The sequence below is a fragment of the Bacillus sp. BK450 genome (assembly GCF_004364885.1).
GTDB lineage: Bacteria > Bacillota > Bacilli > Bacillales > Bacillaceae > Bacillus > Bacillus safensis.
Genome location: NZ_SOBQ01000005.1, coordinates 1 through 21,836, shown reverse-complemented (window position 1 = coordinate 21,836; position 21,836 = coordinate 1). Strand labels below are relative to the sequence as shown.

The 21,836-nt window shown below is 41.0% G+C and carries 25 protein-coding genes, 1 tRNA gene and 1 pseudogene; 9 read left to right on the top strand and 18 right to left on the bottom strand.

Translation table 11 applies throughout. The annotated features are described in order from the left end of the window. Nucleotides 1–37 precede the first annotated feature (37 nt). From gabP to EV579_RS15770, 3 genes and pseudogenes are all read left to right on the top strand, one after another. Nucleotides 38–1,434 (top strand): annotated as a pseudogene (gabP, locus tag EV579_RS15780) (GABA permease); the annotation flags it as partial. 89 nt (nucleotides 1,435–1,523) lie between these two features. Further along, the gene (locus tag EV579_RS15775; RefSeq protein ID WP_073204075.1) at nucleotides 1,524–3,056 is read left to right on the top strand and encodes a multicopper oxidase family protein; all 1,533 of its coding nucleotides are present in this window, start codon (nucleotides 1,524–1,526) and stop codon (nucleotides 3,054–3,056) included. Between the two features lie 272 nt (nucleotides 3,057–3,328). Further along, a complete protein-coding gene (locus tag EV579_RS15770; RefSeq protein WP_044335638.1) occupies nucleotides 3,329–3,700 on the top strand; it encodes a carboxymuconolactone decarboxylase family protein in 372 nt (123 codons plus the stop codon). A gap of 214 nt (nucleotides 3,701–3,914) precedes the next feature. Here the strand turns inward: EV579_RS15770 and EV579_RS15765 are convergent, their stop codons facing one another. After that, nucleotides 3,915–4,964, bottom strand: coding sequence for a hypothetical protein (locus EV579_RS15765; protein WP_103132253.1), 1,050 nt, complete (start codon nucleotides 4,962–4,964; stop codon nucleotides 3,915–3,917). A gap of 73 nt (nucleotides 4,965–5,037) precedes the next feature. Beyond that, entirely contained in the window at nucleotides 5,038–5,406 is a 369-nt protein-coding gene (locus tag EV579_RS15760; protein ID WP_024424478.1) for an RlpA-like double-psi beta-barrel domain-containing protein, read from the bottom strand. Nucleotides 5,407–5,615: 209 nt separating this feature from the next. Between EV579_RS15760 and EV579_RS15755 the strand changes: the two genes are divergently transcribed. Together EV579_RS15755 and EV579_RS15750 are read left to right on the top strand one after the other, a co-directional pair. Beyond that, nucleotides 5,616–6,290, top strand: a complete 675-nt coding sequence (locus EV579_RS15755; RefSeq protein ID WP_133744799.1) for a hypothetical protein — start codon at nucleotides 5,616–5,618, stop codon at nucleotides 6,288–6,290. A 124-nt stretch (nucleotides 6,291–6,414) separates the two neighbouring features. Continuing rightward, a complete protein-coding gene (locus EV579_RS15750; RefSeq protein ID WP_103132251.1) occupies nucleotides 6,415–6,882 on the top strand; it encodes a hypothetical protein in 468 nt (155 codons plus the stop codon). Nucleotides 6,883–6,930: 48 nt separating this feature from the next. Here the strand turns inward: EV579_RS15750 and EV579_RS15745 are convergent, their stop codons facing one another. From EV579_RS15745 to groES, 6 genes are all read right to left on the bottom strand, one after another. After that, nucleotides 6,931–7,368 (bottom strand): hypothetical protein, encoded by a 438-nt coding sequence (locus EV579_RS15745; RefSeq protein WP_103132250.1) that lies wholly within the window; start codon nucleotides 7,366–7,368, stop codon nucleotides 6,931–6,933. A gap of 177 nt (nucleotides 7,369–7,545) precedes the next feature. After that, complete coding sequence (locus EV579_RS15740) at nucleotides 7,546–8,148, bottom strand: FMN-binding negative transcriptional regulator (protein WP_103132249.1); 603 nt, start codon at nucleotides 8,146–8,148, stop codon at nucleotides 7,546–7,548. 20 nt (nucleotides 8,149–8,168) lie between these two features. Next, nucleotides 8,169–8,687 carry a spermidine/spermine N(1)-acetyltransferase gene (gene paiA / locus EV579_RS15735; RefSeq protein WP_073204059.1) on the bottom strand — a complete coding sequence of 173 codons (519 nt, stop codon included), beginning with the start codon at nucleotides 8,685–8,687 and terminating at the stop codon, nucleotides 8,169–8,171. A gap of 21 nt (nucleotides 8,688–8,708) precedes the next feature. Continuing rightward, the gene (locus EV579_RS15730) at nucleotides 8,709–9,161 is read right to left on the bottom strand and encodes a MarR family winged helix-turn-helix transcriptional regulator (RefSeq protein WP_073204057.1); all 453 of its coding nucleotides are present in this window, start codon (nucleotides 9,159–9,161) and stop codon (nucleotides 8,709–8,711) included. A gap of 386 nt (nucleotides 9,162–9,547) precedes the next feature. Beyond that, a complete protein-coding gene (gene groL, locus EV579_RS15725; RefSeq protein ID WP_024424467.1) occupies nucleotides 9,548–11,182 on the bottom strand; it encodes a chaperonin GroEL in 1,635 nt (544 codons plus the stop codon). A gap of 55 nt (nucleotides 11,183–11,237) precedes the next feature. Beyond that, a complete protein-coding gene (gene groES, locus EV579_RS15720) occupies nucleotides 11,238–11,522 on the bottom strand; it encodes a co-chaperone GroES (protein ID WP_024426730.1) in 285 nt (94 codons plus the stop codon). Between the two features lie 229 nt (nucleotides 11,523–11,751). On the opposite strand from groES, the gene EV579_RS15715 reads away from it, so the two are divergent. From EV579_RS15715 to EV579_RS15705, 3 genes are read left to right on the top strand one after another with little or no spacing between them, the layout of a single operon-like run. Next, nucleotides 11,752–12,486, top strand: coding sequence for a CPBP family intramembrane glutamic endopeptidase (locus EV579_RS15715; RefSeq protein WP_073204054.1), 735 nt, complete (start codon nucleotides 11,752–11,754; stop codon nucleotides 12,484–12,486). Next, nucleotides 12,483–12,677: a YdiK family protein gene (locus EV579_RS15710; RefSeq protein ID WP_003213897.1), complete on the top strand. Its 195-nt coding sequence runs from the start codon at nucleotides 12,483–12,485 to the stop codon at nucleotides 12,675–12,677. Before EV579_RS15715 ends, EV579_RS15710 begins: the two co-directional genes overlap by 4 nt. Before the next feature lie 56 nt (nucleotides 12,678–12,733). After that, nucleotides 12,734–13,360, top strand: coding sequence for an NUDIX hydrolase (locus EV579_RS15705; RefSeq protein ID WP_133744798.1), 627 nt, complete (start codon nucleotides 12,734–12,736; stop codon nucleotides 13,358–13,360). Nucleotides 13,361–13,398: 38 nt separating this feature from the next. Here the strand turns inward: EV579_RS15705 and tatC are convergent, their stop codons facing one another. From tatC to moaC, 4 genes are read right to left on the bottom strand one after another with little or no spacing between them, the layout of a single operon-like run. Beyond that, a complete protein-coding gene (gene tatC / locus EV579_RS15700) occupies nucleotides 13,399–14,157 on the bottom strand; it encodes a twin-arginine translocase subunit TatC (protein ID WP_073204051.1) in 759 nt (252 codons plus the stop codon). 6 nt (nucleotides 14,158–14,163) lie between these two features. Further along, complete coding sequence (locus tag EV579_RS15695) at nucleotides 14,164–14,343, bottom strand: twin-arginine translocase TatA/TatE family subunit (protein ID WP_008355689.1); 180 nt, start codon at nucleotides 14,341–14,343, stop codon at nucleotides 14,164–14,166. 27 nt (nucleotides 14,344–14,370) lie between these two features. Continuing rightward, a complete protein-coding gene (locus tag EV579_RS15690) occupies nucleotides 14,371–15,024 on the bottom strand; it encodes a redox-sensing transcriptional repressor Rex (RefSeq protein ID WP_008355687.1) in 654 nt (217 codons plus the stop codon). Nucleotides 15,025–15,039: 15 nt separating this feature from the next. Then, the gene (moaC, locus tag EV579_RS15685) at nucleotides 15,040–15,531 is read right to left on the bottom strand and encodes a cyclic pyranopterin monophosphate synthase MoaC (protein ID WP_024424463.1); all 492 of its coding nucleotides are present in this window, start codon (nucleotides 15,529–15,531) and stop codon (nucleotides 15,040–15,042) included. A gap of 138 nt (nucleotides 15,532–15,669) precedes the next feature. Between moaC and EV579_RS15680 the strand changes: the two genes are divergently transcribed. After that, nucleotides 15,670–17,592, top strand: a complete 1,923-nt coding sequence (locus tag EV579_RS15680; RefSeq protein WP_133744797.1) for an ABC-F family ATP-binding cassette domain-containing protein — start codon at nucleotides 15,670–15,672, stop codon at nucleotides 17,590–17,592. Nucleotides 17,593–17,861: 269 nt separating this feature from the next. Here the strand turns inward: EV579_RS15680 and tsaD are convergent, their stop codons facing one another. From tsaD to EV579_RS15650, 6 genes are all read right to left on the bottom strand, one after another. Then, nucleotides 17,862–18,890 (bottom strand): tRNA (adenosine(37)-N6)-threonylcarbamoyltransferase complex transferase subunit TsaD, encoded by a 1,029-nt coding sequence (gene tsaD / locus EV579_RS15675; protein WP_044335672.1) that lies wholly within the window; start codon nucleotides 18,888–18,890, stop codon nucleotides 17,862–17,864. Then, a complete protein-coding gene (rimI, locus tag EV579_RS15670) occupies nucleotides 18,883–19,311 on the bottom strand; it encodes a ribosomal protein S18-alanine N-acetyltransferase (RefSeq protein WP_024424460.1) in 429 nt (142 codons plus the stop codon). The genes tsaD and rimI overlap by 8 nt, the downstream gene beginning before the upstream one ends. 25 nt (nucleotides 19,312–19,336) lie before the next feature. Next, the gene (tsaB, locus tag EV579_RS15665; RefSeq protein ID WP_133744796.1) at nucleotides 19,337–20,026 is read right to left on the bottom strand and encodes a tRNA (adenosine(37)-N6)-threonylcarbamoyltransferase complex dimerization subunit type 1 TsaB; all 690 of its coding nucleotides are present in this window, start codon (nucleotides 20,024–20,026) and stop codon (nucleotides 19,337–19,339) included. Further along, a complete protein-coding gene (gene tsaE, locus EV579_RS15660; protein WP_044335667.1) occupies nucleotides 20,007–20,483 on the bottom strand; it encodes a tRNA (adenosine(37)-N6)-threonylcarbamoyltransferase complex ATPase subunit type 1 TsaE in 477 nt (158 codons plus the stop codon). Before tsaE ends, tsaB begins: the two co-directional genes overlap by 20 nt. Before the next feature lie 13 nt (nucleotides 20,484–20,496). After that, nucleotides 20,497–21,474: a thiamine-phosphate kinase gene (gene thiL / locus EV579_RS15655; RefSeq protein ID WP_133744795.1), complete on the bottom strand. Its 978-nt coding sequence runs from the start codon at nucleotides 21,472–21,474 to the stop codon at nucleotides 20,497–20,499. A 272-nt stretch (nucleotides 21,475–21,746) separates the two neighbouring features. After that, nucleotides 21,747–21,823, bottom strand: a tRNA-Asp gene (locus EV579_RS15650). Nucleotides 21,824–21,836: the final 13 nt, after the last annotated feature.

The following is a 21,836-nucleotide window of genomic DNA, read 5'->3' as shown; positions in this document are numbered from 1 at the left end:
AATTCTCTATTCATGAGAAATGTTTGGAGGTAAAGAAATGTCCAACATGACAAACGGTCTTCAAAAAAACCTTAAAACAAGACATATTTCGATGATCTCCATTGCTGGGGTCATTGGGGCAGGGCTATTTGTTGGTAGTGGCGCTGTCATTCATTCTGCAGGGCCTGGATCCATTCTTTCCTATTCTTTTGCCGGACTTCTGGTGATCTTTATTATGAGAATGCTTGGAGAAATGGCATGTGCCTATCCGACAAGCGGTTCTTTCTCACAATATGCGAGCGATGCCATCGGTCCATGGGCCGGTTTTACAATCGGCTGGCTTTACTGGTTCTTCTGGGTGATCGTCATCGCCATCGAGGCCATTGCCGGTGCTGCCATTATTCAATATTGGTATGGAGATGCACCTGTTTGGCTCACAAGTCTTATCCTCACAATCCTCTTAACATTAACAAATATCTTTTCTGTTAAATCTTTTGGCGAATTTGAATATTGGTTTTCATTGATTAAAGTCGTCAGCATCATTCTCTTTCTACTCATTGGTTTTGCATTTATCTTTGGTTTTGGCGGTAATCATACTTCAGGTCTTGCCAATCTAACAGGGAACGGCGGTTTTCTTCCAAATGGATTCAGCTCTGTGTTACTCGGAATCGTCGTCGTCATCTTTTCCTTCATGGGAACGGAGATTGTGGCCATAGCGGCCGGTGAATCAGCAGACCCAGTCAAATCTGTGACGACAGCCACCCGCTCTGTTGTATGGCGTATTATCGTATTCTATGTCGGATCAATTGCTGTCGTTGTCACCTTGCTTCCTTGGAATTCCGCAAGTATTTTAACAAGCCCGTTCGTTGCGGTATTAGAATACATTGGTGTTCCATCAGCCGCTCAAGTCATGAACGTCATTGTCTTAACAGCTGTTCTATCTTGTTTAAACTCCGGTTTGTACACAACGTCCAGAATGCTTTATTCATTAGCAGAAAGAGGCGAAGCGCCGAAACGCTTTATGAAAATCAGCAAACGTGGTGTTCCTGTAGCGGCTACAGTCGCAGGTACCTTCTTTTCCTACATTGCCGTCATGATGAACTACTTTTATCCTGAAACCATCTTTTTGTTCTTAGTCAACGCATCTGGTGCCATTGCTCTTCTTGTTTACTTGGTCATTGCCGTTTCACAATTAAGAATGCGACGCAAAATCGAAAAAGAAAATCCAGAACAGCTCAAAATCAAAATGTGGCTGTTCCCATACCTCACGTACTTTACCATTTTGGTCATTTGCGCCATCTTGGCATCGATGCTGTTTATCGAATCCATGCGGCCACAGCTCATTTTGACGAGTATCATTACCTTTGGCGTACTGGCTGCTTATTTCATCTTTAAACCGAATAAAAAAGTGCCTGCAAATGCGGCGCTTGAAAATAAACACCCGTAATTCTCCCACTGAAAAGCGGGTTTTTTTATTTTATTCACCTATTTGGATGTCCGCACTTATACTGTATCAAATTGAATTTAAGTGAGGATTAGTCAACATGAACCTAGAAAAATTTGTTGACGAGCTTCCAATTCCAGAAGTCGCGAAGCCCGTCAAAAAGAACCCAAGACAAACGTATTATGAAATTGCTATGGAGGAGGTATTCTTAAAAGTTCATAGAGACCTGCCCCCAACCAAGCTATGGACCTATAATGGCAGCTTGCCTGGTCCAACCATTAAAGCCAATCGAAATGAAAAGGTCAAAGTGAAATGGATGAACAAATTGCCATTGAAACATTTTCTGCCTGTCGATCACACTATTCACCATGGGCAACACGATGAACCAGAGGTCAAAACAGTCGTTCATCTGCACGGCGGCGTCACACCAGCAAGCAGTGACGGCTACCCAGAGGCCTGGTTTTCACGGGATTATGAAGCAACCGGCCCTTTTTTTGAAAGAGAGACTTACGTCTACCCAAATCATCAGCAAGCCTGCACATTATGGTATCACGATCATGCGATGGCATTGACACGACTAAATGTGTACGCCGGTTTAGCTGGGTTTTATTTGATCTCAGATGCATTTGAAAAGTCTTTAGAGCTTCCGAAAGATGACTATGACATTCCTTTAATGATTATGGACCGGACGTTTCAGGAGGATGGCTCACTGTTTTATCCTAGCAGACCAAACGATACGCCAGAGGACAGTGACATACCAGACCCATCCATCGTGCCCTTTTTTTGTGGAGAAACGATCTTAGTCAATGGAAAAGTATGGCCATATTTAGAAGTAGAGCCGCGAAAATACCGTTTTCGCATTTTAAATGCGTCCAATACTAGAACTTACGAGCTGCATCTAGATAACGACGCTACAATCTTGCAAATTGGTTCCGATGGGGGCTTTTTGCCAAGACCCGTTCGCCATCAATCCTTTAGCATCGCGCCTGCTGAACGTTTCGATGTCATCATCGACTTTTCAGCTTACGAAAACAAAACGATCACTCTCAAAAATACAGCCGGCTGCGGACAGGATGTGAACCCTGAAACAGATGCGAACATTATGCAATTCAAAGTCACACGTCCGCTAAAAGGGAGAGTACCTAAAACATTACGTCCGATTTTCAAACCGCTGCCGCCGCTTCGGCCAAGTCGAGCTGATAGAGAGCGTACACTCACACTTACCGGCACACAGGATAAATACGGCCGCCCTATCCTATTGCTCGATAACCAATTTTGGAATGACCCTGTCACTGAAAATCCTCGTCTTGGCAGTCTAGAGGTATGGTCTATCGTCAATCCAACCAGAGGGACACACCCTATTCATTTGCACCTTGTTCAATTTAGGGTTTTAGACAGAAGACCATTTGATACAGAAGTCTATCAATCGACAGGAGAAATCGTGTATACCGGACCAAACGAAGCGCCTCCTTTACATGAACAAGGCTACAAGGACACCATTCAGGCGCATGCAGGTGAAGTCATTCGGATCGTTGCTCGATTTGTTCCATACAGCGGCCGGTATGTGTGGCATTGTCATATTTTAGAGCATGAAGATTATGACATGATGAGGCCGATGGATATCATTCAGTAAAAATGAAACCACTCTTCCACTAAATGCGTAGAACTTATGAAACTGCTGATTACAAAGGGGCTAACGGACATCCAGTCATTAGCCCTTTTATGATCCATTTCAAAATGGAAAAATAAATCGCATGAATCATTCCTTTGAAGAGCGTTCCATACTTAAAAAGTTGACGCAGCAACCGATAATACTACTATATACCCATTACATCTATCAAAAGGCACATAAGCCATAATGAACGAACAAATGGAAAATTGCGATAAAAAACGGAGGAGTTCAATTTGAATGAAGAAAAAGAGACTTGCCAGGTCAAACAAGAAACAGCGGCAGGTAACAGAGAGAAGCTTTCAATTTATGAAAACGAGAGCATTCGGTCAAACATTGAACAACTAACCATTGAACTCAGTGAACAAAAAGAATTCAATCACTTCATATTAGATGAAAAACAAAAGGCCATCAGCACATTATCTTCCCTCATCACAAAAGGCAATTGTGATGAAGACTTAAAGACTCATTTTGAACAAGCATTACATATCGGACTTTCTGTTATAGAGATTATGGAGATTATTAAACACTGTACAAAGGTTGCTGGCTTCCCTCACTCCATTAATGCCCTGTTTATCTTTCAAAACTTATTAGATGAAAACAAATAAAACAGAGAAAACGAGATGTCATCAGTCCTCTCGTTTTTTTATGTTCACTCATATTACTCTTTTTCTTTTCCTCTGTCACATAAGCAAAATACGAAAATAGCACTCGTATCCCTGCATAAAAACTGATTTTCCTTCTATAAATCCACCATTTCTCCAGCATATCAAGTGACAAAATAAAAAAACGTCCAGTTATATAAATAACTGAACGTTTCCTTTATCGATTGACAGTGAAATTATTAACGATTCCGCCATCCTTCTCCCAAGCGGCTTCCACTGTTTTCTTCTTCATATTGTATTCAAAAATCGTTCTTACTTTCGCCTTTCGTCCGGTGTCATCCTTTAATTCTTCTGCGTCTTTTGCAACACCTAAGAAATAAACAGACGACCCGTCCGTAGAAAATTGCGGCTGTGCAGCACTTAAAATATGAACATCCTGGCTGTTTTTAACGAGTGTCGTCGTTTTTCCTGTTTCTACATCAAGCAACTTAATCGAGGATATTTCTTTTTCTTTACGAACCTTTACTTCTGTATAAATCAATTTCTTATGATCTGGAGAAAATGAAATATCATTGATCGTTTGTGAGATACGTGCAATGCGTTTCCCCTTCTCACCTGTTTGAAGGGTGATTTTCATGGTTGTTGGTTCAGGATCTCTGCCCTTTTCATTTGCTTCATCGGTTTTTTGATAATCTTCTTTTAAAGAATAATGTTGGATCGCCAAATCATTCGAAGTCGGATCATATGCAAAAGAACTCACCGTATCATCCTTGCTTTTTCCCGGATACAGCTCTTTCATTTTGTGTGTTTTCAAATCAAAAGATGCGACATAAAATTGCTCTCCAGAATCCTTGTTATACCTTAGAAATAACTTCTTTCCGTCACCAGACAGCCTCATACTGTCGATAGAATCATCACTCGTAAACAGTGTTTTTTCTTCGTCAGATTTCACATTTAATTCCCGAATACTCACCTTTTGCGTATCTTCATCCGTATACGTGTAATATAAAACCTGTTTCGTAGAATCATAAGCAATCGAAGGATATGCTGTCAGTTTCTCCGTATGAAGCGCCCGATCGTGCAAGTAATAAGTATTGTTTAACTTTTGATCTGTAAATGAAACGAGCAATTCGTCTTTTGCATCTTGGTTTGTTTTGACTTTCCCTGCATGTTTTGCCTCTTGCCCAGGCTTCATCATGAAGAAAATAACTGCCGCAATCACTGCGATGCCAATAACTGTGATGATCCACCATGTTGATTTTTTCATTGCCTTTCAGACCCTCTCTACAAGAAAAGAAGCCAGAAAATGAACTTTTCCCGCTTCTTTGCATGCCTATGTATTAATAAGTGTAATGCCCTTTTACGACACCTTTACTTGTTTTATACCCAAGTGCTTTGAATGCTTTTGGACTTACGTCTAATACAGCATTTGGCATTCTGCCTACATCATATTTATATACTGTAATCACTTTATGTGGTTTCGCTTTTGTTGTCACTCTTAGTTTTGTACCTTTTTTCGGTACGTCAAAGCCCATTTTAGTTGCTGCATCCCAATGACCGAGTTTTTTTCCATCTGCGCCTTTTTTGCCGACACCATTATACCAAGTAATATTGCCGCTTACTTTTTTTGCACTTGCTCCATGTGAGAAACTGAATGCTAAAAATAAACTAGCTACTGTTACGATTGTCGTGATAAGCTTTTTATTCATTAAGAAATCCTCCGTTTTTGGTTTCTGCACTCATTATACATGAAGATGAACCCAGTTATTTTACAGACACATTACAATTCAAATACAAGTTGACCACTTTATGACCGATAAAGTTCATAAATACTACCATAAACAGTCAGAACATTGTAAGCAGCCCCCCTCTTTCATTTTATATAATAAAAGTGAATCAAATTTAAGGGGGAATTTTCATGAAAAAGTGTTTCACCGTTTTGATTGTAAGTTTGGCCTTCGTTTTGATGTTTTCAAGTCTTCCTGCCTCAGCGGCTAGTCCTCGTCACGGCGCTATTGTGACGCAAACAGATGAAGCCAAATGGTCAGGTATCTCTGCTGATATTGTCCTGCCGAAAACAGCCACCATTAAAAACGGCTATGCGGACTGGTATCTCGGTCTCGGCTCTGCTGTTGTAGAGAGCGGTATTTCAAAAACGTCTTCTGGCTATAAAGTTTTTCTGGGCAGCGGCTCACAAGGCGGCAGTAAATACTGGAACAGCGAATACGATACAAGTATTAAAGATGGCGCACGTATCAACTTAAAGCTCATCAACAATGGTGATGGCACGGTGTCACTATATGTCAATGGGAAATTGCGCTATAAGCAGCCTGTTTACAACCCTAGCCGTCTGAAAAACCTTGATGTTGTCAAAATGGTACATGGCGTACAGGATAATGGAACAAACAGCTATTCACAAGCAATCTTTTCGAATGTACAGCTTCGTGCAAATACATCAGGAAGTGTCTATAAAAATTGGGACGGGTCAATCAAATCGTCACTTTTACGTAAAAATTTAGAATCCGGTGCCGCAGCTCCTAAATTCACCGTCATTTCTTCTATCCCATTAAGTACAAGCCTTTCAGCACAATAAGAAAAAAGCACCCTCCATTGGGTGCTTTTTATTGTTCACAGCTTATCAACACTTCTCTTTTAATCAAAACAAAGATTCGTGGTAACATAAACATACAACATTCGACGAAAAAAGGAGAACGAACGTGAAAAAAAGTCTACTTGTTTTCATGAGTCTAGTTGCAAGTCTCTCCATTCTAGCAGCTTGCTCAAATACGACAAAAGAACAAAAACCAGAATCTAAGGCACTTCCAACGATTAATGAACGCATTCAAAAGGAAACGAAAGAAGTGATGGAGCAGTCTAAACTCATCAAAGACACTGACATCACCGTGGATCAAAAGAAAAAAATCATTTCTTTAAACGTAACAGCTTCTTCTGATACCAATAGTGATTATGCTGAAGTCATCGGTTTAAACTTTGCAAAAACGCTGGCCATTGGAGCATCAACTGAAAAAGAAAACAATCTGCATAAACCGGAAAATGACAGCCTCGGTGCCCTCTATTCCTTTTATGACCTAAACATCACCGTGAAACAAGAAAACGGCAAGATGCTGGCAAAGGGAACGAAAAAAACAAATGAAACAAAAATTACTTGGGAAAGAGCCCAATAACTGTTTGATGAATTTTTTTATAACTAAAAAAGCTTGTAGAGAAGCAATCTACAAGCTTTTTTTAATGTTCATCTCGGTTAAATCGTCTCTCATAACATCGACCAGTGCGTGAATATCTGAGTGAGCCCTTGATGCTAAACGTACCAGCAAATCCTCTAAATACTCATACAAATGATGATCTCTCATTATATACTCCTCATATAACGGAATGACAAAGAAATAGAGCAAATCAGCGAATTCAAGTGCAGCGTCATCTTCATCCTCATCGTCTAACGCCTCTCCGACACTTTGAATCAACCAATTCAAATCTTCTTTCTTTTCAATCGGAACATACATCAGCTGATGAATATAATCCGTATCCTTCGCTTGTAAAATCCGCTCCGCTGTTTCTTTTGATAGCGCACCAATCTCTGTAGAAGAAATATTCACAACCGTTAATTCGTCCTCTGATCTTACTTGATTCATTTGCAGCAAGTTTTGGTCCATCTCGACTCACTCCCCATTCTCAGATACCTTTATTATAAGGAATTGATCTGATCTTTTATGGAAATAGTGGATTTTTTTATGTAATTTTAAAGAAAATGTGACTTTATAAGCCAAGATATCTCATATCTCTCAAACAAAAAACACTCTTGATCATAAGAGTGCTTTTTCTCATACTTCCTATAATCTTTCTTTCATCGCCTCAGCCATTTCCACTTCACCCTCTGCTTCCAGCTGTTCAATGATGCGGATATAATCCCTTTCGTGGCGATTTTGGCTTAATTTGAAAGCAGCCTGAACTTCATCAATGATGATCTTAAAGCCTACAATGCCTTTCATTTGCTTCTCTAACAGTTCCTCAGACAACGTATCCCATAGCACCGGCTGTTCTCTGTGACTTTCGTATGTCTCCAGCATTGTGGTTAATTCCTTAACCAGTTCCGATTTTTCAAGCAGTTCCGCCTTTCCATAAACATGAACAGCCTGGTAATTCCATGTTGGTACTGCTTCTTTTTCATACCATGAAGAAGATATGTAGGCATGTGGCCCTTGAAAAATGACGAGCGTCTTCTCGCTCTCTTCAAACGTTTTCCACTGAGGATTCCCAATCGCCATATGCCCTGAGATCACATACGAGTCTCCAACTTGATGAAAACTCACTGGAATATGTGTCGCAATGGGCTTTTCATTCATTGTTGTCACAACTGTAGCAAATGAATGAGATTGAATAAATGATTTGATTTTCTCCATATCTTTCACTCGAAAAAATGATGGGATATGCATGTACCCTTCCTCCTTTTTGATCAGCTCAATGTTTTGGTCATAATGAAATCCATTTGCTCTTCGTCCCCCATGAGAAAGGCGTGCACCCCTGTTCGAACAAACCCAAGCTTTTGATAGAAAGCGATGGCCGCTCTATTGTGCTCCCACACCCCAAGCCAAACATCCAGTTTATGATGATTTTTCGCAATTTCAATGGCTTGATCGATTAAATATCTGCCTAATCCTTGCTTTTGAAAGGACTGCTTAATATAAATTCTTTCAATCTCTAACGCGTCACTCCCCATCTCTTCTGATTGGGCATCATCCATATTGATCTTCAAATAACCAGCTACTTCCCCATTCACTTGAACAAAATAAAACTGTGAAGAAGGGTGCTGTAATTCCTTTAACAGCTGGTTTAGGTGAAAAGCTGTCTTCACGTACGCTTCGATATGTTCTACTTTGTTTTGATCCAGAAAGGTTTCTTTAAATGTATCGGTTCCAATTTTCTGAAGCTCCTTTACATGTTGTTCATTGCACCGAATGAAAGTGACGGTCATAAAGTCGTCCCTCCTTATTAATTAATAGTCTCTCTTTATCCCTTTTTTCACACCTTCCCAGTCCTTTTCTATATTCTTTCGCACCCTGAGAAGATACTCATAAATCTGTTCCGCTTCTTCCTTAGAAAACCCATCCAGCGCCACTTGATTCGAATAATCATGTTCTCGTTTAATCATTGGGTAGACTGCTTCCCCTTTTTCAGTGGGAAACAGCTTTTTGATTTTTTTATTCACACGATCATCTTTTTTCTCAATAAACCCATTCAGTTCTAATTTTTTGATAGCCCGAGCCGCCGTAGTTCGATCCACTTTAATCATTTCCGCCAGCTTTTCCTGAATGATACCAGGCTCCTCACAAATACGCACAAGATACAAATACTGCCCCTTCGTTAAATCGTACTCTTTAAATTCAATATTACTTATGGAATCAAGCGCGCGAGCTATCACACCGATCTCCCGCAATATTTCTTTCATGTATTCCAACTCCTTTTATTGTATTTACAACAATTAATTATAGCTAATATAACTGATAAAAGTTGTATTTGCAACAAAAACCCACTCCTTAATTGGAAGTGGGTTTTCAACTCTTTCCTTATTTATCACGCTTCTTCGATCCAAACAATCCAAACACGACAGCCAGTGCAACAATAATCGCCACCCACGTAGTGAAGCCCATATGATCACCGCTTTCTTTTTAAAATACCATATCGGTAAAGACCCATGAAATCACTTGATCATATTTTAACGATTGAGAAACAGTAAGGGTTTCAATTCATCATCCCTGATACTTTTTATTGCATGTGACCAAAATCATGAAGACATAACAAAAACCCCTATATTTCAAGGGGTTTTCGAGGGTGTTACATCATTCCGCCCATTCCACCCATTCCGCCCATATCTGGCATTCCGCCGCCTGAGCCGCCTTCTTCTGGTTTGTCAGCTACGACTGCTTCAGTTGTTAGAAGCATTGCTGCTACAGAAGCTGCGTTTTGAAGTGCAGAGCGAGTTACTTTTGTTGGGTCAACGATTCCTTTTTCGATCATGTTTACCCATTCGTTTGTTGCTGCGTTGAAGCCTACGCCAATTTCTTCGTTTTTCAAGCGCTCAACGATAACGGATCCTTCAAGACCAGCGTTGTGAGCGATTTGACGAATTGGCTCTTCAAGAGAACGTAGAACGATGTTTACACCTGTTTGAACGTCACCATCTGCTTCGATTGAAGCGACTTTGTTGTATACATTCACAAGTGCTGTACCACCACCGGATACGATACCTTCTTCAACTGCTGCACGAGTTGAGTTCAGTGCATCCTCGATGCGTAGTTTACGCTCTTTTAGTTCTGTTTCAGTTGCAGCACCAACTTTGATGACAGCGACGCCGCCAGCTAGTTTTGCAAGACGTTCTTGTAATTTTTCTTTATCGAATTCAGAAGTTGTTTCTTCTACTTGAGCACGGATTTGGTTCACACGTGCTGCGATTTGAGCAGAATCTCCTGAGCCCTCTACGATTGTTGTGTTTTCTTTTGTCACAACGACTTTAGACGCACGGCCAAGCTGACCGATTTCAGTTGATTTCAGGTCAAGTCCTAGGTCTTCTGTGATCAATTCTCCGCCAGTTAGAACAGAGATGTCTTCAAGCATTGCTTTACGACGATCACCGAATCCAGGAGCTTTTACTGCTACTGCGTTGAATGTACCACGAAGTTTGTTCACAACAAGAGTTGCAAGTGCTTCGCCTTCTACATCTTCAGCAATAAGCAATAATGGTTTTCCTTGTTGTACAACTTGCTCAAGTACAGGAAGGATTTCTTGAATGTTTGTGATTTTTTTATCAGTGATTAAGATGTAAGGATTTTCAAGAACCGCTTCCATCTTATCAGAATCGGTCACCATGTATGGTGAAGCATATCCGCGGTCAAATTGCATACCTTCAACCACTTCTAGCTCAGTTGTGAATCCTTTAGATTCTTCAATTGTGATAACTCCGTCGTTACCTACGCGTTCCATTGCTTCTGCGATTAGGCTGCCGACTTCTTCGTCTGCTGCAGAAATAGCCGCAACTTGAGCAATTGATTCTTTGCCTTCGATTGGTTTAGAAATCTCGTGCAAGCCTTCAAGTGCTACTTTCACTGCTTCTTCGATCCCTTTACGAACGCCAACAGGGTTTGCACCAGCTGTTACGTTTTTCAGACCTTCACGGATCATCGCTTGAGCTAGAACTGTTGCAGTCGTAGTACCGTCACCAGCTACGTCGTTTGTTTTGCTTGCAACTTCAGCCACAAGTTTTGCACCCATGTTTTCAAATGCATCTTCTAATTCGATTTCTTTTGCGATCGTTACACCATCATTTGTGATAAGTGGAGAACCGAATTTTTTCTCAAGAACCACGTTACGTCCTTTAGGTCCTAAAGTTACTTTTACAGCATCTGCAAGTGCATCTACACCGCGTAACATCGCACGACGTGCTTCTTCACTGAACTTAATATCTTTTGCCATAATAACGAAACCTCCTCAGTCTTTTTAAAAATTTATCTCAATGTTTTTTATGTGATTAACCAATAACAGCTAAAATGTCGCTCTCACGAAGGATTAAATATTCTTTGCCTTCATATTTCACTTCAGTGCCTGCATATTTTGAGAAGATAATGCGGTCGCCTGTGCTTACTTCTAACGCAACGCGCTCACCACTTTCAAGTACACGCCCTGAACCTGCTGCAACAATTTTACCTTCTTGCGGTTTTTCTTTTGCAGAATCCGGTAACACAATACCGCTAGCGGTTTTTTCCTCAGATTCAACGAGTTCAATGATTACGCGATCGCCTAATGGCTTTAACATAAGAAACAACCTCCTCAATTTTTATATGTAGTCTTTTTTAGCACTCATCACCAGCGAGTGCTAACACATTTATTATAATAAAGAATGTCTTCTGCAATTTCAAGTGAAAACCTTTAAAAATTTTTACGCTTTCACGATCTTTTTTGGTCTCAGATTCTTTCCTTTTCATCGAAAAAGGAGACTTGTGTTACAATAAATCTAGTTCTTTTAGTAAAGGGGTTTTCGTTACTTGAAAAAACAATATTGGTACATCATCTTAACGTATATATTGGTGCAGGTTTCTGCGTTTCCTTATGTGCTCATTATGAAATGGCTGGGATTCATTCAATCACCGATGACTCAAACAGAGCTTTCAAAATTATCAGGAACGTGGACAATCATCAGTTTTTGTATCGGATTGATCATTATTCTGCTCATCCTTCGAACCGTCCCAAAAGCTTCACTGCGAAATGAAGCGCCAGTTTCAATCGGTTCTGCTATCGCATGGATCATTGGCGGTTTCTTTCTTTCTCTCTTTGCACAATCGATTGCGGGGGCGATTGAACAATATGCATTCGGCATTGGCCGTGAATCAGAAAATACGCAAGCCATTTTATCCATTATGGATGCCGTTCCTTGGCTTGTCATTGTCATCGCCCTGATTGGACCAATACTTGAAGAAATTATTTTCCGAAAAATCATTTTTGGAGTCATTTATGAAAAAACGAATTTCTTCATTGGGGCACTTGTCAGCTCAGTGGTTTTCGCCGCTGTCCACACTGATTTTGCTCATATCTTGCTCTATACCGCAATGGGCTTTACCTTTGCCTTTTTATATGCGAAAACAAAACGAATCATTGTTCCAATCGGCGCTCATATGCTGATGAATTCACTTGTCGTTCTTGTGCAGATTGAGCCAGTGAAAAAAATGATTGAAGAACAATCTCAAACCATGCAAATGATTATTGGAGGCTTTTTCTCATGAGAAACCCAGTCGTATGGGGCATCATTTATTTTGCCGTAGGTGTCGCTTTCACCTATATGGCCATTCAAAACCCAGGTGACATGTGGTCATTTTACAGCATTTTGCTGATGGTGTTTGCGGCCTATAATATCAATATCGCGCTTAAAATGTTTGCCTTCTCTGTCAAACTCAAAAAACAGCAGCAAAAATAAATCAAAAACCATTTTCCGCGTTTGGAAAATGGTTTTTTTATGGAGGACGTGTCTTCATGGAACATGAAAAACTTCGCATCTTCAATGATCAACATGAAACGATTGGAACTGCCGCTCGTTCAGATGTCCACTCCCAAGGTCTTTGGCATGAAACATTTCATTTTTGGCTTCTTAAAAAAGAGCATGGCACCGTATATCTCTATTTTCAGCTAAGAAGTCCCGCAAAAAAGGATTTTCCTTCTATGTTTGATATCACCGCAGCGGGCCATCTTCTCGCAGATGAACAGCCTTCTGATGGCTTGAGAGAGGTAGAGGAAGAACTTGGTCTTTCTATCCCTTTTGAGGACCTCACCTTTGCAGGTCTCATACAGGATGAAATCCATATGCCTTCGTTCATCGACCGTGAGTTCTGCCATGTGTACCTTTATATGAATCAAGAAGAGCACATGGAAGTTTATCTACAGAAAGAAGAAGTCGCTGGTCTGTACAGAGCCAAGCTGCTTGATGCACAGCAGCTGTTAACAGGAACATGTGAAAGAATTCGAATCAAGGGCTTTCAAGTTGATGCAAACGAAGAACGACGTGAGGAAAGCATCGAAGTGGGTGTTCATGATTTTGTCCAGCATGAGCCCGCCTATTATGAGCACCTCTTTCATGCGATCAATCAATTTCTTACGCAATAGAAAAAGCATCGTGATCCTCATTGGATCATGATGCTTTTTTATGAGACATAATGACTTTCTTTCTCCTCTGTTTGCTGCATTTTGCGGTAGGTCACTCTTGAAATGATAATGCTCACTTCGTATAAAACGAGCATTGGCAAGGTGACCATGAGGTGAGAAACAAGCTCTGGCGGTGTAATGAGTGCGGCAATGACAAGGAGGACAAAATAGGCATACTTCCGTATTTTTGATAAAAACATCGGTGTGATGATGCCAAGTCTTGTGAGAAACATCAACACGACGGGCATCTGAAACAAAAAGCCAAATGGAAGTGTTAACTGCATCAGAAATGTAAAATACTCATGAATCCCAATGACTTGCTCTACATTTAAATCATTCGACATTCGCATCATAAAGTCGACGACAAACGGAAACAAAATAAAATAAGAGAAAGCCACACCGCTCAAAAATAAAAGCAGTGCAATCGGAATGTAAGCAAGTGTCACCTTTCTTTCTTTCTCATATAAGCCTGGACTCACAAACGCCCACAGCTGATATAAAATAACGGGACACGTCAAAACCAAAGCAATGACAAATGCGAACTGCATAAACACGTACAGTGGATCTGTAAGCTTAAATGCGTTCAGCGTGAGTGTTGCCGCTTCATCGGTATTTTGTAAATACACAATGACCGGCTTAGCGAGAAAAAAACCAGCCACCATAAAGGCGACAAAAAACATCGCAATGATCACTAAACGTTTTCGCAGTTCCACAATATGCTCCATAAGCGGCATATCTTTGACATTCATGAAGCTCATCCTATTCTACTGATCTTCTTTTTTCTTTTTTTCTTCCTGATCATCAGCTAAGCCTTTTGTGGCATTTTTGAATTCACGTAATGTATCTCCTGCTGCTCTTCCTAATTCAGGAAGCTTTTTCGGCCCAAAAATAATGAGCGCTACAATCGCAATCAGAATCAAACTCCCAGGACCGATTGGACCCATTTGCTCCACCCCCTTTACCCCTTTTCGTCAGTCCTCCTGCGTAACAGAGTAATGCTTTAAGAAATACACAAGAGACTGAAGTTCAACCGCCAAATCTATATGATGAATTCGAATGTGTTCCGGCACATTCAATCGGGCCGGCGTAAAATTAAGGATCCCTTTAATGCCAAGGGCAATCAATCGATCTGTAATGGATTGAGCTGCTACGGCAGGTACTGTCAAAATCGCAACAGGGATATCTCCTACCTCTTGAACATGCTCTTCAAGCTTATCCAAATCATAGACAGGCACGCCGCCTATCTCACTTCCTATTTTACTCTCATTGACGTCAAAAGCCATTGAAATTTTTGTATTATTATTTTTGATGAAATTATAGTGTAAAAAAGCAGTCCCTAAATTCCCGACACCGATGAGCATGACATTGGTCATTTCATCTTGGTCAAGGGTCTTTCTGAAGAAGGTCAAGAGATAATCGACATTATAGCCATACCCTTTCTTCCCAAGTGCACCAAAGTACGAAAAATCTCGGCGAATGGTAGCAGAATCCACTTTGACTGCATCACTAAGCTCTGCTGATGACACCCTTTGTTTTCCTGATGCATGCAGATTTTTTAAAAAACGGTAGTATAGCGGCAAACGTTTGGCTGTCGCTTGTGGAATTTTTGACTGATCTATATTCATATAAGGTCCTCCAACTTAAATATCAGATGCTCTGTGAAAATCACCGTTTTTCCCGCCTGTCTTTTCAATTAGATAGGTAGGACCGATGATCATGCCTTTATCAATCGCTTTGCACATGTCGTAAACGGTCAGTGCACATACTGAAGCAGAAGTGAGCGCTTCCATCTCCACACCCGTACTTCCTTTTGTTTTTACCTGCACTTGTATGTTCAGGATGTGCGCATTTCCGTCTTCCTCCCAATGAAAGGAGATATCCACGCCTTTTAGTGCAAGCGGATGACACATTGGAATGATGGTAGATGTTTGCTTTGCTGCCATGATGCCAGCAACCTGTGCAACAGACAGCACATCCCCTTTTCCAATTTCACGTTGCTCTATTTTATGAAACACTTCTTTTATCATACGAACGCTTGAAACAGCAACGGCGGTTCTCACTGTAGACGATTTGTCACTAATGTCGACCATCTTTGCTCTTCCCTGTTCGTTAAAGTGGCTAAATTGACTCATCTTTCAACGCTCCCTCACTCAAATGATACACTATTTTTTCCTATCTGTCTTTCATTTGAATATGGCGATTGTATGTAACATTTGCCGGTTTACTGCTGATAAGCTACACTTAACATATTATAGCAGAGGTGAAGTTACATGATGATTCTACAAGTGAATCAGCTGTCCAAATCGTTTGGCGCTGATACCGTTTTAACGAATATAAAATTGGAAGTCAAAGCAAGGGATCGCATTGCCATTGTAGGTCGTAACGGCGCAGGCAAATCCACGCTTTTGAAAATCATCGCCGGTCAAATGTCTTACGAGCAAGGTGAGATCATCAAACCAAAAGACCTATCGATCGGCTATTTAGCACAGCATACCGATGTAACGTCTACACGTACGCTAAAAGACGAATTATTATCGGTTTTTGATCATTTAAAAGAAATGGAACAAGAGATGAGAACCATTGAGGAGAAAATGGCTTCCTCCACAGGTTCTGAGCTGGAAGCCCTTATGAAAACCTATGACAGGCTTCAGCAGGAATTTAAAGATCAAGGCGGCTATCAATATGAAGCAGATGTCCGCTCCATTCTTCATGGACTCGGCTTTAGTCATTTTGAAGATGAGACAACCGTCCAATCCTTAAGCGGCGGTCAGAAAACCCGTCTAGCGCTTGGAAAGCTCTTGTTAATGAAACCAGAACTCTTAATTCTGGATGAGCCGACCAACCATTTAGATATTGATACCTTATCATGGCTGGAGCAGTATTTGCAAAATTATACAGGTGCCATTCTCATCGTGTCCCATGACCGCTATTTCTTAGACAAAGTCGTAAACCACGTCTATGAAGTCTCAAGAACTTCGATGAAAAAGTTTGCAGGGAACTATAGTAAATATCTAGAGCTGAAAGCAGAGCAGCTCGAGCGGGATATGAAACTATACGAAAAGCAGCAAGAAGAGATCTCAAAGCTTCAGGATTTCGTGGATCGCAACCTGGCAAGAGCTTCAACTACAAAGCGCGCACAAAGCAGACGCAAGCAGCTCGAACGAATGGATCGTTTAGATAAGCCTTTAGGTGACGAAAAATCCGCAAACTTTCATTTTGATATTACGAGACAAAGCGGCAATGATGTGCTGAAGGTGCATGATCTCGATATTCGTTATGATGAAAAAACACCTCTCCTATCCTCTCTTTCTTTTCAGATTAAACGCGAGGATAGTGTGGCACTCATTGGTCCTAACGGGATCGGGAAATCAACCCTTTTAAAAACGTTAACGAACACATTAACACCAGTAAAAGGCGACATCATTTTTGGATCTCATGTCACGATCGGCTACTATGACCAAGAGCAAGCCAAACTGACATCCTCGAAAAAAGTGCTCAATGAGCTTTGGGATGATTATCCTCATATGAATGAAAAAGAAATTCGGACATGTTTAGGAAACTTCCTCTTTTCCGGAGATGACGTTTTAAAGCCTGTCCATGCATTAAGCGGTGGAGAAAAAGCACGCCTTGCACTAGCAAAGCTGATGCTCCAAAAAGCCAATTTTCTTATTCTCGATGAGCCTACAAACCATTTGGATTTAGATAGTAAGGAAATTTTAGAGAATGCACTGATCGATTATCCAGGTACCATCTTATTTGTTTCACATGATCGTTATTTCATCAATCGTCTCGCTACAAAAGTATTCGAGCTGTCGCCTACAGGAACAAGAGAATATCTCGGTGATTATGATTACTACCTTGAAAAGAAAAATGAACAACTAGAGCTGGAAGCACTTCAAGAAAATGAGCCGCTTAAAAAACAAGCTGCACAGCCAGTAGAAAAGGCAAAGCTTTCTTATGCGGAAGAAAAGGAACTGAAAAAGAAAGAAAGACAAAAGCAGCGCAGAATCGAAGAAATTGAAGAACGCATTGCTGTCGTCGAAGACAAGCTCGGTGAAAATGAACAGCTGCTATGTGATCCTGATATTTTTCAAGATCACGAGAAGGTCCAAGCCATTCAAACAGAAAATGATACGCTCAATCAAGAGCTGGAATCACTTTTTGCAGAGTGGGAAGAGCTGTCAGAAGCTTAAAGAGTGCCCTAAAAGGTACTCTTTTTTCTTTCAAAGAAAATTTATTATCCACAATGATACCCACAATAACTTCTTGATTATTCTTAAATACATTAGACTTATCCACTTTATCCACAGAGTTTTAATCACATATCCACAAAAAAGATCATATTTATACACACCCTCTTCATTTTAAAACAAAATTTTCTAACAATTGTGGATATATAACGTTTACATGTGAATAAATCGCTTTCATAGAAAATAAAAACCCCTGTAATCCACAGGAGTTTTCATTCATATGAGACTAGCGGCAGCCCTGGCTGCCCATTCATCGCCATATCGCCTCTGATTCCTTTTTCAAATGCAATGGTTCCAGCGGCAGCGATCATGGCTGCATTGTCTGTGCAAAGAGATAATGGCGGAATAATGACCTTCACGTCTGGCAGCTTCGCAAATGCTGAGGTTAAAGCTTTTCTTAGTCCTTTATTGGCAGCGACTCCTCCAGCTAGAACGACCTGCTTCACGCCATAGGCTTCAGCTGCTTTCAATGTTTTCCCAACAAGCACCTCAATGACGCTTGCTTGAAAACTTGCGGCCAGATTCTCTGGGGCAATCGTTTCTCCCTTTTGTGACGCATTGTGTAAGGTGTTGATCACAGCTGATTTTAAACCACTGAAGCTAAAGTGATAGGATCCTTCTTCAAGCCATGCACGAGGAAGCTTAATTGTCGGCTCTCCTTCATGCGCTAACCGATCAATATGAGGTCCGCCTGGGTAAGGGAGACCCATCGTCCGGGCCACTTTATCGTACGCTTCTCCAGCTGCATCATCTAAAGTTTCTCCGATGACCTCAAAAGATCCGTGCTCCTTCATTAAAACAAGCTCAGTATGTCCGCCGGAGACAACAAGAGCTAAACATGGGAACTCCAATTCATCAACAAGCTGGTTTGCATAAATATGCCCTGCAATATGATGAACACCAACAAGAGGAATTTGATGGGCAAAGCTCAGTGCCTTGGCTGCATTGACACCAATCAGCAGGGCACCGACGAGGCCAGGTCCTTCTGTGACAGCAATGGCATCTAAATCCTTAAAGCTCATACCCGCCTGTGCCATCACTTCTTCTAATACGATGGTGACTTGCTCCACGTGATGCCTTGAAGCAATTTCGGGTACAACTCCGCCAAATCGTTTATGACTGTCTATTTGCGAGGCGACCACATTTGCCACGATTTCCTTTCCATTTTTCACAATGGACGCAGCTGTTTCATCGCAGCTTGTTTCTATACCTAATATGAATCGATCTGTTTGTTCACTCATTTATATTCACCCACATGACTAATGCATCTTCTCCATTATCCGTATAATAATTCTTTCGAATAGAAGCTGGTCTGAAACCGAGCTTTTCATAGAGGGATTGTGCTGGTGTATTCGAAACCCGCACTTCTAAAGAAAGATGATCTGTCTTTTTTTCTTTGCAAAATTCCATGACATATCGAAGCAATGCTTCCCCGTAGCCTTTTCCTCTATGCTCAGGGAGAATCGCAATGTTCGTAATTTGTGCATCGTCCATGACAATCCAGACCCCGCAATATCCAACAGGCTGCTTATCTTCTTCAATGAGGAAATAATGGCTGTATTGGTTATGAAGAATCTCATAGACGAACGATTCCTTTTTCCAAGGCGCTGTAAACGAATGCACTTCAATCGTATACACCTCTGGAATGTCCGCTACTGTCATTTGTCGTATTTCTGCTATGTGAAGATTATTTTTGTCCTTCAAGCCATTTCACTTCCGCTTCTGCCAAACGAATATAGTTAGGAACAAGCTGATGGACATCTTCAGCAGGACGATCTGCGCCTAAAAATGCAAGCACTGAAGGTCTTGGGTTATGAAATGTTCCCTCTGCCAGTACAGCCGTTTCTCCTAAAATGGAGCGAATGCTCTCTTCATGAAGATGCACATCTTGTCCAAGAAATAGAACAGGCTTTCCTGTCTGCTTCAGTTCATGAAGCCAATCCGTGAGCAGGATATTTTGATCTGGTTCGACCTCTTTGATCAACCCTTTTTCAAACGTATATAGTCCGGTATAAACTTGTCCTCTTCTCGCATCAAATAGAGGTGAAATATACCCATCAAAATATTGACCATTTGCCGCAAGAGCTTCTAAACTCGAAACAGCTGATATCGGGATAGACAGCGTCCACGCAAGTGTTTTTGCGATGGTAACACCGATTCTGACGCCAGTGTAAGAACCAGGTCCTTTTGCCACAACGATTTTACTTAGTTCACTTGGTGATACACCACATTCTTTCATCAATGCTTCAACAGTAGGCATCGCTCGGACGGAATGGTTCTTTTTTAAATACGTGATGCTCTCGCCAATTACAGTGAAATCTCTTACAAGAGCAATTCCTAGTGTATGGTTTGATGTATCAATGGCCAGTATGGTCAAATTCTTTCATCTCCTTACAAAGGGTCTCATAACGCTCCCCTTTTGCATCAAACGTGAGATGCCGTTCTTCTTCACGTTCTGTTCTCAGCATTTCAATTTTTAAATAGGAAGAAGGCAGTTGAGGTTCAATAAGATGTGCCCATTCAACCAAGCATACACCTTCACCCTCAAAATATTCTTCGAGTCCGATCTCTTCTTCTGCATCTTCCATGCGGTACACGTCCATATGATATAGTGGCAGTCTGCCATCGGTATATTCTTTAATAATTGTAAAGGTGGGGCTGTTGACGATACGGGTAATTCCTAAGCCTTCCGCAAAACCTTTTGAAAAAGTGGTTTTACCTGCACCTAAATCTCCTTCTAATGTCAATACATCGCCTGGCATCACAAGTTTGGCCAATGCAGCGGCAATTCGTTTCGTCTCATCCGCACCTTTTGTCGTCCATGTTAATTTCACCGTTGATGTCACCTCATTTCTTAAAATGATTATATCCTTTTTTCATTAACATTGTTTGTTGATCATTGTCTTTTAACATAACACTGGCTGCTTGATTATCTTTGACTTGTCCAATACGTGTGATCTGAATGCCTTCTTTTTGACATTGCAATTCAAAGCTTTCCCAATCACATTCTGGTATCGTACCAGTTAAAACAAAATCTTCTCCCCCAAACAACACCCATTCAAGCCAGTCTTTGCACAGCACCTGTAAATCCGGATGAATTGGAAGCTTATCAGCTTCTATCTCGATCATCACACAGCTCGCTTCGGCTATCTCATTTAACTCACTCGCTAATCCATCACTCACATCATTCAAGGTAACACGCGGGAAACTTGAACAAATGTGTCCAGCAGCAATATGAGGCTGAGGCATTTTATGACGCTTAAGAAAAAAATCAGCATCGACCGCCTTAGAAGGGGCTGCTTCGTTCATTAAGATTGATAACCCAGCAGCTGATGAACCGAGTTCACCTGTGACAAAGACAACGTCTCCAGTCTGAGCACTGTGACGATAACAAGCTGTTCCCTTTGAAACCTCACCAATGACCGTCACGGTAATGACAAAGTCACTGCGGGTGGCCACTGTATCTCCACCAATCAAATCCATATGATAGGAGTCAGCCAACGCTTTCATTCCCTCATAAAGCTCCGTAACAATTGTCTCATCACCATGAGGCGGGATCGCAATTGAAACAAGATAATATTTTGGGGTCCCTCCCATTGCAGCGATGTCACTGACATTGACTGCCAGTGCTTTAAAGCCAACTTCAAATGGTGTTGAAAAGTCAAAACGAAAATGAACATGCTCCACCATTGTATCAACACAAACGACCTCTTCACAATGTGAATGAGGTTGATAAACACTTGCATCATCACCGATGCCCATGATCAAAGAGCGCTGATATGTATCTTTTGGTGTGATTCGGCGAATAAGATCAAATTCATCCATAAAAAGACAGCCCCTTCTTGCAATCAATTGGTTAAGTAGACATGAGGTCAAACACAGTTAGTATTAGTGTAGCGAATATAAGTCTCAGTTCCAACAAAAATGATATAAAGAAAGCCTGGTGTGTAAAAACCAGGCTGGGTTGAAGTAATCTATCTATTCTTTCATATAGTGTAGCCAAATACAAATCATTTCATTGCATCGTGAGTACTTGTAGAAAGAAAAAGACATAAAAAAAAACGAAACTATACGTTTTCGTTTACAAGTCATAAAAATGGCGGTCCGGACGGGACTCGAACCCGCGACCTCCTGCGTGACAGGCAGGCATTCTAACCAACTGAACTACCGGACCATTTTGGTTGCGG

Coding starts and splice junctions, on each gene's coding strand:
- EV579_RS15690 (WP_008355687.1), bottom strand. CDS start 15,024: ATGAATATAGATCAGTCAAAAATTCCACAAGCGACAGCCAAACGTTTG.
- groES (WP_024426730.1), bottom strand. CDS start 11,522: ATGTTAAAGCCATTAGGCGATCGCGTAATCATTGAACTCGTTGAATCT.
- EV579_RS15740 (WP_103132249.1), bottom strand. CDS start 8,148: ATGCATATCCCATCATTTTTTCGAGTGAAAGATATGGAGAAAATCAAA.
- paiA (WP_073204059.1), bottom strand. CDS start 8,687: ATGACCGTCACTTTCATTCGGTGCAATGAACAACATGTAAAGGAGCTT.
- EV579_RS15695 (WP_008355689.1), bottom strand. CDS start 14,343: ATGGGTCCAATCGGTCCTGGGAGTTTGATTCTGATTGCGATTGTAGCG.
- EV579_RS15765 (WP_103132253.1), bottom strand. CDS start 4,964: ATGAAAAAATCAACATGGTGGATCATCACAGTTATTGGCATCGCAGTG.
- moaC (WP_024424463.1), bottom strand. CDS start 15,531: ATGAGTCAATTTAGCCACTTTAACGAACAGGGAAGAGCAAAGATGGTC.
- EV579_RS15775 (WP_073204075.1), top strand. CDS start 1,524: ATGAACCTAGAAAAATTTGTTGACGAGCTTCCAATTCCAGAAGTCGCG.
- tsaD (WP_044335672.1), bottom strand. CDS start 18,890: ATGAGTGAACAAACAGATCGATTCATATTAGGTATAGAAACAAGCTGC.
- EV579_RS15760 (WP_024424478.1), bottom strand. CDS start 5,406: ATGAATAAAAAGCTTATCACGACAATCGTAACAGTAGCTAGTTTATTT.
- EV579_RS15710 (WP_003213897.1), top strand. CDS start 12,483: ATGAGAAACCCAGTCGTATGGGGCATCATTTATTTTGCCGTAGGTGTC.
- rimI (WP_024424460.1), bottom strand. CDS start 19,311: ATGACAGTAGCGGACATTCCAGAGGTGTATACGATTGAAGTGCATTCG.
- EV579_RS15680 (WP_133744797.1), top strand. CDS start 15,670: ATGATGATTCTACAAGTGAATCAGCTGTCCAAATCGTTTGGCGCTGAT.
- EV579_RS15730 (WP_073204057.1), bottom strand. CDS start 9,161: ATGAAAGAAATATTGCGGGAGATCGGTGTGATAGCTCGCGCGCTTGAT.
- EV579_RS15745 (WP_103132250.1), bottom strand. CDS start 7,368: ATGGACCAAAACTTGCTGCAAATGAATCAAGTAAGATCAGAGGACGAA.
- thiL (WP_133744795.1), bottom strand. CDS start 21,474: ATGGATGAATTTGATCTTATTCGCCGAATCACACCAAAAGATACATAT.
- groL (WP_024424467.1), bottom strand. CDS start 11,182: ATGGCAAAAGATATTAAGTTCAGTGAAGAAGCACGTCGTGCGATGTTA.
- EV579_RS15755 (WP_133744799.1), top strand. CDS start 5,616: ATGAAAAAGTGTTTCACCGTTTTGATTGTAAGTTTGGCCTTCGTTTTG.
- tatC (WP_073204051.1), bottom strand. CDS start 14,157: ATGAGCTTCATGAATGTCAAAGATATGCCGCTTATGGAGCATATTGTG.
- EV579_RS15705 (WP_133744798.1), top strand. CDS start 12,734: ATGGAACATGAAAAACTTCGCATCTTCAATGATCAACATGAAACGATT.